At 67.4% G+C, this 12,002-nt stretch carries 13 protein-coding genes and 1 pseudogene; 6 read left to right on the top strand and 8 right to left on the bottom strand.

Features of this window, described 5'->3' with window-relative positions; all coding sequences use genetic code 11:
* Window positions 1-119: 119 nt before the first annotated feature.
* Window positions 120-2,345: an MMPL family transporter gene (locus ACWGKT_RS12645; protein ID WP_453273549.1), complete on the bottom strand. Its 2,226-nt coding sequence runs from the start codon at window positions 2,343-2,345 to the stop codon at window positions 120-122.
* 271 nt (window positions 2,346-2,616) lie between these two features.
* Here ACWGKT_RS12645 and ACWGKT_RS12640 point away from each other — a divergent pair, with 271 nt between their 5' ends.
* The gene (locus ACWGKT_RS12640) at window positions 2,617-3,357 is read left to right on the top strand and encodes a TetR/AcrR family transcriptional regulator (protein WP_453273558.1); all 741 of its coding nucleotides are present in this window, start codon (window positions 2,617-2,619) and stop codon (window positions 3,355-3,357) included.
* Between the two features lie 906 nt (window positions 3,358-4,263).
* Here the strand turns inward: ACWGKT_RS12640 and ACWGKT_RS12635 are convergent.
* Window positions 4,264-4,962, bottom strand: a complete 699-nt coding sequence (locus ACWGKT_RS12635; RefSeq protein WP_453273548.1) for a LuxR C-terminal-related transcriptional regulator — start codon at window positions 4,960-4,962, stop codon at window positions 4,264-4,266.
* Between the two features lie 129 nt (window positions 4,963-5,091).
* On the opposite strand from ACWGKT_RS12635, the gene ACWGKT_RS12630 reads away from it, so the two are divergent.
* Window positions 5,092-5,484, top strand: coding sequence for a MerR family transcriptional regulator (locus ACWGKT_RS12630; RefSeq protein WP_453273547.1), 393 nt, complete (start codon window positions 5,092-5,094; stop codon window positions 5,482-5,484).
* On the opposite strand, the gene ACWGKT_RS12625 is transcribed toward ACWGKT_RS12630, so the two are convergent.
* From ACWGKT_RS12625 to ACWGKT_RS12615, 3 genes are all read right to left on the bottom strand, one after another.
* The gene (locus ACWGKT_RS12625; RefSeq protein ID WP_453273546.1) at window positions 5,451-5,600 is read right to left on the bottom strand and encodes a hypothetical protein; all 150 of its coding nucleotides are present in this window, start codon (window positions 5,598-5,600) and stop codon (window positions 5,451-5,453) included. The genes ACWGKT_RS12630 and ACWGKT_RS12625 overlap by 34 nt on opposite strands.
* A gap of 112 nt (window positions 5,601-5,712) precedes the next feature.
* The gene (locus ACWGKT_RS12620) at window positions 5,713-6,081 is read right to left on the bottom strand and encodes a nuclear transport factor 2 family protein (RefSeq protein WP_453273545.1); all 369 of its coding nucleotides are present in this window, start codon (window positions 6,079-6,081) and stop codon (window positions 5,713-5,715) included.
* Between the two features lie 101 nt (window positions 6,082-6,182).
* Window positions 6,183-6,707, bottom strand: coding sequence for a GNAT family N-acetyltransferase (locus tag ACWGKT_RS12615; protein WP_453273544.1), 525 nt, complete (start codon window positions 6,705-6,707; stop codon window positions 6,183-6,185).
* A 266-nt stretch (window positions 6,708-6,973) separates the two neighbouring features.
* Between ACWGKT_RS12615 and ACWGKT_RS12610 the strand changes: the two are divergent.
* Window positions 6,974-7,573, top strand: a pseudogene (locus ACWGKT_RS12610) (IS701 family transposase); the annotation flags it as partial.
* Window positions 7,574-7,863: 290 nt separating this feature from the next.
* Window positions 7,864-8,598 carry a DUF6082 family protein gene (locus ACWGKT_RS12605; RefSeq protein WP_356146130.1) on the top strand — a complete coding sequence of 245 codons (735 nt, stop codon included), beginning with the start codon at window positions 7,864-7,866 and terminating at the stop codon, window positions 8,596-8,598.
* Window positions 8,599-8,602: 4 nt separating this feature from the next.
* Here the strand turns inward: ACWGKT_RS12605 and ACWGKT_RS12600 are convergent, their stop codons facing one another.
* From ACWGKT_RS12600 to ACWGKT_RS12590, 3 genes are all read right to left on the bottom strand, one after another.
* Complete coding sequence (locus ACWGKT_RS12600) at window positions 8,603-8,827, bottom strand: hypothetical protein (RefSeq protein ID WP_235457311.1); 225 nt, start codon at window positions 8,825-8,827, stop codon at window positions 8,603-8,605.
* 117 nt (window positions 8,828-8,944) lie between these two features.
* On the bottom strand, window positions 8,945-9,154 hold the full coding sequence (locus tag ACWGKT_RS12595) for a DUF397 domain-containing protein (RefSeq protein ID WP_453273543.1): 210 nt from the start codon (window positions 9,152-9,154) through the stop codon (window positions 8,945-8,947).
* The gene (locus ACWGKT_RS12590) at window positions 9,151-10,029 is read right to left on the bottom strand and encodes a helix-turn-helix domain-containing protein (protein ID WP_453273542.1); all 879 of its coding nucleotides are present in this window, start codon (window positions 10,027-10,029) and stop codon (window positions 9,151-9,153) included. Before ACWGKT_RS12590 ends, ACWGKT_RS12595 begins: the two co-directional genes overlap by 4 nt.
* A 394-nt stretch (window positions 10,030-10,423) precedes the next feature.
* Here ACWGKT_RS12590 and ACWGKT_RS12585 point away from each other — a divergent pair, with 394 nt between their 5' ends.
* Both ACWGKT_RS12585 and ACWGKT_RS12580 read left to right on the top strand, forming a co-directional pair.
* Entirely contained in the window at window positions 10,424-11,299 is an 876-nt protein-coding gene (locus ACWGKT_RS12585) for a helix-turn-helix domain-containing protein (protein ID WP_453273541.1), read from the top strand.
* 52 nt (window positions 11,300-11,351) lie between these two features.
* Window positions 11,352-11,963: a Uma2 family endonuclease gene (locus ACWGKT_RS12580; RefSeq protein ID WP_453273540.1), complete on the top strand. Its 612-nt coding sequence runs from the start codon at window positions 11,352-11,354 to the stop codon at window positions 11,961-11,963.
* Window positions 11,964-12,002 lie beyond the last annotated feature (39 nt).

Raw genomic sequence — 12,002 nt, 5'->3', positions numbered from 1 at the left:
GCCCTGGATCATCCGCACTCCGAGAACGGCCGGGGCGCTGCTCGTCAGCAGGCTCGCGGCCCGCTGGGCGGTGTCACCCCGGCCGGACTCCGCGCCGGGCAGGACGCTGTGGGCCGGAGTCAACCCCGTGAAACTGCGGGTTCGGGCTCGGCAGCGGGCTCGGGCGCGCTTTCGCTGAGGCCGAACCGGCTGTGGAACCTGCGCAGGAAGCCGGGCGCGTACCAGGCCGAGCCGCCGAGCAGGCGCATCGCGGCCGGGACGAGGACACCGCGGATGGCGACGGCATCGATCAGGATCGCCAGTCCGCTGCCGAGACCGAACATCTGCATAAAGCTGAGCTTGGCCGTACCGAAGGCGAAGAAGCTCACCGCGAGCAGGCAGGCGGCGGCGGTGACGATGCGCCCGGTGTGCCCGAGGCCGTTGGTGACGGCGGACTCGGTGTCCTCGCCCTGGTCGTGGAGTTCCTTGATCCGGCTGGTGACGAACACCTCGTAGTCCATCGACAGACCGAAGACGATGCAGAACATCAGCACGGTCATCGACATCTCCATCGGCTGCGCCGTGAAGCCGAGCAGGGAGGAGAGATGGCCGTCCTGGAAGATCCAGGTCATGATGCCGAGCGTCGCCACCAGGGTGATCGCGTTCAGGGCCAGGGCGCGCAGCGGCTGCACGATACTGCCGGTGAACAGGAAGAGCAGGACGAAAGTGGTCAGGACGACCAGGCCGACGGCGAGCGGGAGTTGGCCGCTGATGGAGTGCTTGGCGTCGACCACTTCGGCGTCGATGCCGCCCACCAGTGGGTGGGTGCCGGGGGGCGGGGTGAGCGCCCGTACGTCGCCGACCAGGCTCTGTGCCGCGTCGGACTTCGGCGTCAAGGAGCTGACGACGCTGATCCGTTGGCCGTCGGGGCGGCTGAGGTTGGTGCTGCCGGGACCGGCCGCCGATTCCTGCCCGTGGGTGTAGGTTCCGGTGCTGGTCTCGACCCGTACCACGCCCTTGAGCTGGGACAGTTGATCGGCGTACTTCTCCAACGGGGCTTTGTCCACGTTCTGGCCGACGTTCTGGCCGATGACGATCTGGAGGGCGGCGTTGTCGTTGCCGTTGAAGTTCTTCTGGAGCGTCGCGGAGACCTGGCGGCTCTCGGCGTCCTTGGGCAGCACGCGTTCGTCCGGGGTGCCGAAGGTGATGCCGAGCAGCGGGCTCGCCGCCACCAGCAGGACCGCGAGGACGGGCAGCGCGGTGAGCGCGGGCCGCCGCATGACGGTACGCGCCAGCCGCGCCCATATGGAGACGCGCGTGGTGACGTTCGCGGTCTTCGTCCAGGGCATCTGCCCCTTGTTGACCCGGTGCCCCAGGACGACGAGCAGCGGCGGCATGACGAACAGCGCGCTGACGGCCGCGATGGCGACGACGCCGACCCCGGCGAAGCCGAACGAGCGCAGGAAATACTGCGGGAAGACGAGAAGCGCCGCGAGTGCGGCGGCCACGGTGGAGGCGGAGAACGCGACGGTGCGGCCGGCGGTGTGCACCGTCCGGCGGACGGCGTCCTCCACGCTCGCGCCGGTCGCGAGCTGTTCCCTGAACCGGCTGATCATCAACAGGCCGTAGTCGATGCCCAGTCCCAGGCCGAGAGCCGTGGTGAGGTTGGTCGCCGTGTTCGAGACGCTGGTGACGTCGGCGAGCAGGGACAGTTCGGCGAACGAGCCCAGGATGGCGATGACGGCGATGGCCAGCGGCAGCAGCGCGGCGACCACGCTGCCGAAAACGAACAGCAGCAGGATGAGGGTCAGCGGGATCGCGATCAGCTCGGCCAGTTCAAGATCCTCGACCACCTGCGTCGACATGTCGTTGCCGACGGCGGCTACCCCACCGGCCCGTACCGTGAGGGCTTTGTTGTACGTGCCGTCGTAATCGTCGAGCAGGCTCGTGGCGTTCTTCTGCTGCTGGGTCGGGTCACCCTTGACGTGGGCGAGGACCATGGCCTCGCGGCCGTCCTTGGACAGGAGTTGGGCGCTCCGCGTGTCCCAGTACGAGACGACGTTCGCGAGCGTCTTCTCCTTCTTCAGGCTCGCGACCAGTGCCTTGCCGTTCTGCTCGGCAGACGGGGTGTCGACCCGGCCGTCGCCGGCGCGGACCAGCAGCACGAGGTTGGTCTCGCCGCCGAATTTCTTGTCGATGAGATCGCGTGCCCGGGTGGACTGGGAAGCCGGGTCATCGAAACCGCCGCCCAGCAGCTTGGTGAATGCGCCGCTACCGAGGGCACCCATGAGAGCTGTCGCCACGACGGCGACGATGAGTACCAGCCGGGCCCGGCGGATCGCCAGCTCGGCTATGCGTTCGAACACGCCAAATCTCCTTGCGGTCAATGTGTCTGCGGGGACGCGACGACGCTAGGGGAGGCCCTGGGGAAGTTGGCAGTGCGAGATTTACCTGACAGTGCTCGGTTTATGTTCAGGTGCCAGAGGTGCACCGTAGGGTGGGCCCATGCCCGTACCCGAACGGCCGAAGACCGCCGCCCCGCCGGCTCCGTCCGCGCCGTCTGCTCCCTCCACCCCGGCCGCTCGATCCGCGTCATCTGCTCCGCCCACGCTGCGGGAGCGGCGGCGGGCCACAGCGATGCGGGAGATCCTGGACGCCGCCGAACTGCACATCACCGAGCACGGTCCTGAGGGGCTGTCCCTGCGAGCCGTCGCGCGCAGCCTCGGCATGACCGTGCAGGCGCTCTACCACTACTTCCCCAACCGACATGCCCTCGTCACGATGCTCGTCACCAAGGGGTACGAGGACCTGTTCGCCGCCGTCCAGGCCGCCGTCGACTCGACGGCCGACTCGGCTGCGGGCGCTGGGGGCACTGCGGCGGACTCGGCGGCGGACCGGCCGTTCGTGTCGCGTCTGCTGGACGCGGCCGAGGGCTACCGGGGCTGGGCCATCGCCCACCCCGAGCGGTTCAAGCTCCTGTTCGGGACACCGCTGCGGGGCTACGCGGCCCCGGCCGACGGCGCCTCCACCATTGCCGCCCGCCGGATGAGCACGATCTTCCAGCGTGAGCTCTTTGGCGACTTCAGCCTGGAGCAGCTCGCGGCGGCCGACATGCCCCCGCTCTCGCCCCAGTTCCGGGCCTACCTGGACCAGCTGCCCCCGGACGGGCCGGGAGTCCTCCCGCCGCCCGCGATCGCCCTGCTCATGGAGGCATGGGGGCGCATGCACGGCATGGTCGTCCTCGAGGTGTTCGGACACACCTCGTTCCTCGGGGACCACGAGGCTGAGCTCTTCCATCTTGCGATGCGCAACATGCTCGCGGACATCCACCGGCGAATCCCGGGGAGCGCGGGCGCCGTTGAAGCCGGGGCGGTGTGAGGCGCCGTCCAGATGTGACGCGCGTCCGGGCGGTGGCGTCACAAGCGCCGCTCGTGCGGCAACGGCGCGCACGGCCCGCGCGTCCACAACTGGGCGAAGGCCGAAGTCCGCCTCCTGGCAGTGGCCCGGCCGGCAGCACCGGGGGCCGGCCACCGCTGGGCGGTCGAGGCGTGCTTCGGGCGATACGGAGCCGTTTGAACTGAGTGAACTCACCGGGGCGCGGAGCGGGTCGGACCACAGGCGGGCCGGGAAAGGGCTGTATGCCGCTCGCCCCGCATCTGGGGGCACCTGCTGTCGTCACCTGCCTTCACGGGGAAAGGCGCTTCGCAATCGGGCAAGCAATCCGCAGACCTGCGAGCGCCTGACCGATCCGTTCGCATGAGATGGCGTGCCCACCGCACTCCCGGACCTCCCACCTGGTCACAACCGAGGTGGCCGGTGATCTCGCCCTCCACAGCGGACTCCAGCACTCGCTGGGTCATCTGCTGCGGCAGACCACCGCACCCGTCAGCTTCATGCCCTCGCTTCGGGTCCGGCCGACCAGCGCTCGGGCCGGACCCTCGCCGGCGGCGGCGAGGGTCCGCACCGTGCACTGCATGCTGGACAGCAGCTCGTCCGTGTGGGTGGCGGGCGATGAGGTCCATGGCGAAGAGCGCTCTGTCGTGGATGCGCGGGGCGAGGCGGTCGGCGTGCACGACGGCGCCGGTGGCGGGCTCCCCGTTCACGATCACCGAGGCGCCGTCGTTGAGCAGCGGCAGGGCCTCGGAGTGCAGCACCCACACCACCAGGTCCCCGGCCTGGCGCGACAGTCGGACCAGGCGGTTCACCTGCTCGGCGATCTTCAGGTCGGAGGTGGTGTCCCACAGCGGTCGACCAGCTGGAGGCCGCGGCAGGGCTTCGGGGTGTTCAGGCGGCCGGCCGCACCAGGCCCGATTCGTAGGCGAAGACCACCGCCTGGACACGGGCGCGGGCACCGATCTTGGCGAGGATGTTGCTGACGTGGGCCTTGACGGTGGTCGTGGCGATGGACAGCCCCGCAGCGATCTCGGCGTTGGACCAGCCGGAGGCGACGGCGGTGAGCACGACACGCTCCCGCTCGGTGAGCGTGCCGATCCCGACTTCCCGCACGGCAGGGAGCGCGGGTTGCAACTGTCGGACGGTGTCGATGAGAGCGCGGGTCAGGCCGGGGGTGATGACGGCGTCTCCGGCGGCCACGACACGGATGGCCGCGGGCAGTTCGCCGGGGGTGGCGTCGTGGAGAAGGAATCCACCGGCACCGGCGCGCAGGGCGGCGTAGGCGTGCTGCTCGTGGCTGGCGGGGGTCAGGATCAGCACGCGTGGGCGGTTCCCTTGCGTTCTGGAGAGTTCGGGGGTCCGGGGGAGGGTGGGAGGCCGTGTGATGCGGCGGATGGTCTCGGTGCCGTCCGAGTCGGAAATGTGGCTGTCCATCACCACGACGTCGGGGCACAGTGCGGCGCTCATGCGGACCGCCTCGGCCCCGCTCGAGGCCTCGCCGACGACAGTCAGGTCGGGCTCCTCCGCCAGGAGCATGCGCAGTCCGCGGCGCTGCAATGACTGCTCATTGACGATGAGTACGGAGGTCATGGTGGGCGTTCTCCCAACGGGAAGCGGATTATCGGCGCGGGCAGTGATCGAAACTGCATCGTTTCTCTTGGGGTCTGGGTCGCATCTTCGCCGGATGCCGCCGCGCGCTCAGTCGGCACCGAGGGCTCGGTGGATGGCGGTGAGTGCCGCGCTGCCAGGGCTGTGTGCGTGCCGCATCGCGATGGCCACCCCACAGGTCCACCACGTGGCGCGTCTCCGCGACACGTGCGGTTCTACGAGGCAAAGAGCTTGATCACCTCGACCCGCCGACCCAACAACTGCCGCGACTACAGCGAAGCAGCCCTGGGCCGCGTCCAGCAGATCCGAGAACTGCTCAACGCGGGCCTGTCGACGCAGGCAATCCGCGCGATCCTTCCCGTTCGGCGGCGTTGTTGTCGAACGGAAAATGGCGACCGAGCGGACCGGCACCACACCATCGCCCGCTTCCCCCCGTCTCAAACGCAGGGGAAATCACAGCTCGCGGCGGCTCACTCCGCGCGCTTTTGGAGCTCGGCCAGGTAGTCGGCGATCGCGTGACGGTTGCGGGCCAGGATGTCGATGCGCTCGGTCAGGTCAAAGTCCGGCAGAAGATCCCCGGTGGCATGCGGACCCTGACCGGCGCGGAACACTTCTGCCATCTACGTTCCTCGCCACCGCCACCAAACACGGCATCAATCTACTCGACGCGCTCGTCCAATTGGCATCCGGCCGACTGTGGGTACCCACGATCAACTGACCTGATTAGTTACCTTAGGATGAGACGGGCGGGACCGGACTCACATAGAAACGAGTCCAATTTATCCGACCGTCGCGGACGGTCATCACTACAGGTCCGACCAAGAGAGCGGGTAGTCCCTCGATAGAAGTTCCACTCATTTCCCATTCGGACCACACCTCGGACCCCGAGACCGCTGTCCGCAGAACTCTTGCTTGCAGATCGGGCACTCGGGTAAATATCAAGGACCAGTTCATCAGCACATGCTCCCGCCCAGTAAAACTTTCTGCAGGACGGTGCGGCACCTCCGCCGCGTAGTCGGCACTGAAGCAGTCGGCGACTCGTTGCGCCGAATGCGAATTGATGGCGTCACAAAGGCGACCTACCGCGTCAATTAGGTGCACAGAACTACTCCTTCTCAAGGATTGCGTGTCATTCGATCCTGACCTGGCCGCATCGGAATGTCTGGCCAGGTCCTCACTGAGCCGGTGCCATAACTAGAGGTTCAGTCGAGAGTGACTTCGCTGCGGAGGATTCCGTATACGACCATGTCGTGGTAACGACCATTGCGGAACTGGGCGCCCCTCAACACGCCTTCACGCGTAAAACCAGCCTTCTCCAGGGCACGTTGCTCGGCAATGTTTTTCACATTCGTGTGCGCGTCGACGCGGTTTACCTCGGTATGGGCGAAGAGATACCGGGCGAGCAATGCCTGGGCCTGTGTGCCGATGCCCTGACCGCGAACTTCGTGGCGGAGACCTATGCCGATGTTCCAGCCGCGGTTGAGCGGCCCGTAAGGGACGGGCCGCCAGGAGACTGTTCCCAGTGCCTCCTGGCCGCTCACGACCGTGAGTGTGCCTGAATCGGCGGTGAGCAGACCATTCTCCGACCAGCGCCTGCGCTTGGCCATGGGATCGGAAAAACCGAACCAGTCGAATGCCTCGTCGGATTCCGGGCTGGCGTTGAACAGGATGTCGAGGAGCCCGAGGTCTCTTTCGGAAACGGGAATAAGGCGGATCTTTTTGTCCATCGCGATGTCCCTGTCTGGCTACTTGCTAACTTCCACCCCTGCCGAGCAGCCATTTCACCCCATCGAGACAGGATGAAAGAAGCTCAGTGAGCTATGGGCTCGTATCAATCTCGTCGTCCGTCTTCGTACTTGGTCACCGGTGGTGTTGCACGAGTCGTGACGCTAGCCGGGCCTCGCTGCGATTTGGCAGGGATAGATTTTTCTCACACCGTCAGGTACTACCGCAGATCTTGTGACTGGTGACCGGTGCTGACCGTTGTCCGGTCATGCTGATGGATGTGAGGGTGGACCACGTTGAGCGGTGGGCAGGGGAACTGGCTGCCCTGACGGGCGGGTTGGGGCATCTGTTCGCCCGGCCGGAGCCGCGGGACGTGTTCGCCGATCTGATCGAGGGGCTGCTGTCTGACCTGGGCCGGAAGAACGGCTGGACGATGGCAGGGCGAGCCGGGCATGCCACCCCGCACCGGATCCAGAAGTTTCTGGGCGAGGCGTCCTGGAGCGCGGACGCACTGCCGGCCGAGGTGCAGGCTTACGCGGCACGGGAGTTGGGGGATCCGAGCGCGACGCTGGTGCTGGACGACACCCAGGTGATCAAGAAGGGTGACAAGTCCGTCGGGGTCGGCCACCAGCACTGCGGGACGACCGGTGACGTCCGCAACTGCCAAGTCATGGTGATGCTCACCTATGCCGCCGCGAGTGGCCACACCTTCTACGACCGGCGTCTGTACCTGCCGCAGTCCTGGACCGGCGATCGTGAGCGGTGCCGGGCGGCCGGAGTCCCCGACGAGGTCGCCTTCGCCACCAAGCCGCAGCTGGGCATCGCCATGCTGCAGGGCGCGGTGGCCGGGGCTGCCGTTCCGTCAGCCACTACAACCGGCGCGGCGACCCCCTCCCAGCCCGCCTCCGCCCCTGACGACAACCCGAGCAGAACCGATCACAGCCTCAAGATCTGAGGCTGTAGGACGAGTAGCGGTGTGAAAGGGCCCGTTGTTTTCCCACGTTCAACAGCGGGCCCAAGGGAAACCGGACGAAATCATTCTCCCCGGCACAACGCCGACCTCCGTGCCTCCGTGCGCCCTCCCTGCTTCCAGCGCATTGTTTTCCCCGCAGATGGCGCGGGAATAAGGCCGGTGAATCGAAGACATACCCACTGGTAATGGGGTCTTCCATCGGGGGTGCCATGACAGGGTCTCGTCGTGCTCGCGAAGTTTGGATCCTGGTCACCATCACGATCGCTTCCTGTGCGGCGACCGTGGGGCTCACACTTTTCCTGACGAGCTTCTCCGAAGTTCAGTCCACTGCCTCCGGCAACGCGGGACAGTCCTTCGGAGCCGCCGCCGCTGCCACATCGGTCGTCGTCCTCATCTATATCGCCCGCACATTCCACCAGCAGGGCGAGGAATCCAGGATGCAACGCGAAGTGCTGGAGGCACAGCGTGCGGAACTGGCATTGCAGCGCGAGGTCGCGGAAAACCAGCACGAGACCGCACGCCGAGTCGCCGAAGCCGCGATTCGCGAACAGCACAGGCGACTGTTTCAGATGGCATTCGACGATCCACTGCTGATGGCCGTCTGGCCTCCGTACGAGCCGGACATCCCCGCGGATCGCACCCGGCAATTCATGTACGCGAATCTCGTCATCTCGCACCAGTGCATGTGCTGGGAACTGGGCTACCTCGACGACGAATCGTCGGTGAGCAATCTCTACTACCTCTTCAGCAGCGCCCCGATGCGGGAATTCTGGGAGCGAACGCGTGCCGCCCGCGACTGCGCCACACCGCACACCGGAAAGATGCGGCAGTTCTACGACGCCGCCGAAATGGCTTATCAACGGCAGTTGCTGAACCTTACAGCGCGGCCGGGCGCGGACGATCTGGCCGAGCCGCGCTGAGGAGTCACCCGGCCGGCGGGGTCCATCCGGCACTGATGAGCACGTCTCTCGGTACCACCACGAGGTGCTCACCGTCGCCCACTCCCGAGCCGGAAGGCAGCGAGTCGTGGAGTTCGTGTGCGACGCGCCCGATGAACGCCACGTCTCCGGAGGAGAGGGCGAACACGGCGGGGCAGTTGCTGTTGGTGGCACACCGCTGCGGGGCGTCCAGCCGTCTGGTGATTTTCATGCGCGCACCTTGTCACACCCGCACCGGCTCCGCGCGCGATTCGATGGCATCCGGGTGGTGTGGCGCAGGCCCCGCGCTCCCCAGCAATTCACTCACGCGGGCGAACGCGCCGCGGCATCAGTTTCCCGAGGCATAGGTCACGAAGTCCGCCCACGCATCCGGCGCGAGCGCGAGCTGCGGCCCCCCTATGTTCTTGGAGTCGCGGACGTGCACCGCACCGGAGGCGGCGGCGACCTCGATGCAGTCGTTGCCGTCGCCACTGCTGCTGTAGCTGCTCTTGAACCACGCCAGTGCGGAGGTGTCCCGGTTGGCACGAGTGCCGATCATGTTTCTCCCAGCATCTGCTCGACAAGGGCCCGTGACTCTCGGGGCGTGAGTGCCTGGGCGCGGATCATGCCATAGCGCAGGTCAAGGATCCTGAGCTGCTTCGGATCGGACACGGGTCGGCCGCTGAAGGCTCCCTCGGATCGCCCCACCGCAGAGCCGTCCGGAAATCTCAGCACCTCGATCAGCCCACCTGTACCGAAGTGTTCCTCAGTGTCGGTCGGCAGCACCTGGATCGACACGTTCCGCAACTGCCCCAGTTCCAGCAGCCGTTCGAGCTGCCGACGCCACACCATTCTGCCCCCAACCGGACGTCGGAGCGTCACCTCCTCCTGGACGAAGCTGAGAGTAGGTGCGGGTGACCTCTCGAAGATCGAACGGCGGGCCAGCCGCGCGGCCACCATGCGCTCCGTCTCCTCGTCCGAGTAGGTAGGAAGCCACGCGTCGAAGAGGGCCCGCATGTGCTCCTCGGTCTGCAACAGGCCATGGATGTTGTGGTTGCTGTACAGCCCCACTTCGACTGCCTGCGATTCCAACTTGGCGAGTTCCCGAACCTTCTTCGGATACCGAACCCTCGCCACGTCCTCCTTCATCGCCGAGAGCAACCCACCCGCCCCCAACACCTCATCCGCCTGGTCCAGATACTCAGGCCGAGGAATCCGCTTACCCCCCTCGATCTTGTAGACCAGGTCCTCCCCGTACCCCACCGCCACCCCGAACTCGGCGGCCCGCATCCCCTTCGCCTCGCGCCGCAGCTTCAACTGCCGCCCCACGGTGGCGATGACGGCCACGCCCCAGTCGTCGTCCGGATCCACCTCCCAACCCGGCTCGTCCGCCTCGCTCTTGAGTCGCCCCTCGTCACCGCTCACGTGCTGCATCCCGCACCTCTCCGTCGTACGTCCGCGCCGCAACGGCCCTTACCCGCACCGCCCGTGCCGACGGCCCCGACAGCGCCGGACAGACTCCGGAAAGTCACCGCGCGGATCCCGTGAGTCACCGAACCGGAGCATGGAGAACCACGCTCCGGTGCGACCGGCCCTCTTCTCTAAGAAACCCACGGAGAAAGAAACCCCACCAAGCCCCACCCCTCCCGCCCGCCGCGCAAACTCACCCCCGCGAGTGAATATGCCCAACTCAGCTGGATTTGGGCCTGGTTGCCTGCCCTACGCTCAGCGCGAGCAACACAACGCAACCGCAAACATGCGACGGCCCCCGCCGGGACGGCAATCCCAGTGCGAGGGCCTGACCACCGAGGAAGAAGAGAGCTTCCCGATGGACTCCGAAAACCCTAGCGCGCCCCGGCACGCCCAGTCCCGTATCCCGGGCAAAAACCACCCTCACCGGGACCGGCAGGCGCACCCCGGCGGAGTCATCCACGACAACGTCCGCCACACCACCCACTTCACGGTGATCGGCAACCACCTCACCCAGCACGGCGAGCTGTCCCTCCTCGCAATCGGGCTGGGATGCCACATCCAGTCGCTCCCGACCGGCGCCGCCATCGACATCAAGGCCCTCACCGCCCGCTTCCCCGAGGGCCCGACCCGTATCGCCGCCGCCCTGCGCGAACTCGAAGCCCACGGCTACCTCCGCCGCACCCGCGAACGCACTCCCGTCGGCCGGATCGTCACTCGCACGGTCTCCTGCAACATGCCAGGACACCGCGACACCGGAGCCGACACCCCCAGCAAGCCAGACCGCCGCGCGGTCGCCGACAAGCCCCCGCCCCGCAAACTCCTCCCCGCCGTGCCCCAGCCCGCGCACCCCAGCCCCACCCTCATCCGCACGGCCACCGACCTCCTCGCCGGCCTCCGCCGCACGGACCCCCGCCTCCTCCTCTCCGCCACCGACGCCGAACACCTCGCGCCGGGCGTCGCCGCCTGGCTGGAGCGCGACCTCACCCCCACCGCCGTACGCCACGCCCTGACCAGGGACCTCCCCGAGGACCCCTTGCGCCGCCCGGCCGCCCTCCTGGCTCACCGCCTGGCCGCCCAACTCCCGCCCCCACCACCGTTCCGGGCCCCGGACCCACCGCCCCCGGACCCACGCCACCCGCTCCAGACCTGCGACGGCTGCGACCGCGCCTTCCGCTCCCCCGCCCCCGGCCGCTGCCGCGACTGCCGATCCGATCTCCCGGAGGCCGCCTAGCATGAAGGCGACGATCCTTGCCCCTGGGCACAGACGACGAGGAGCGAGCGCCATGACCATCGCCCCGGACAACGCGCGGCAGGGCGCCTCCCACCTCTACCGGGCCATGCGGGATTTCGTGCATTCCACGGACGACACCCTTCCCGGCAAGTTCGAGATCACCAAGGAAGGGATCGTCCTCGACATGATGTCGCCCTCGAAGCCGCACGAGCTCACCGTGCTGCGCGTCCGGCAGCGTCTGGAGAAGGTGATGCCGGAGGCTCTGGTGGCTCACACGGGGGAACCCGACGTCGAGGACGAACCCGAGGGGGTCATGCGCCGCCCCGATGTGATGGTGATCAGCGAAGCGGAGATGGAGGGGGACGGTTCCTTCGAACCCCGCTCGCTCATCGCCGCCGTCGAAATCGTCTCGCGCTCCAACCCGGACAACGACTGGGTCTCCAAGATGCGCGACTACCCCCTGATCGGTGTCCCCGTCTACGCGGTCTTCGACCCCCGTACCGGCACCGGCGCCGTCCTCACCGACATCCACCCCACCCCCGACGGCCCCCGCTACGCCACCCGCAAGGACTTCGTCTACGGCGAGGACGTCACCATCGCCGACTGGACGATCTCCACCCACAACCTGCCGCGTTACGAAATCGGGCCGGGGGAGCAGCAGTGAGCACCGCCCCGGACGTAGGGCGCCTCCTCCTCATGAAGG

Source organism: Streptomyces sp. NPDC054794, from assembly GCF_053611585.1.
Note: the sequence above shows the minus strand (reverse complement) of the source record. Positions and strands in the feature narration are given on the sequence as shown.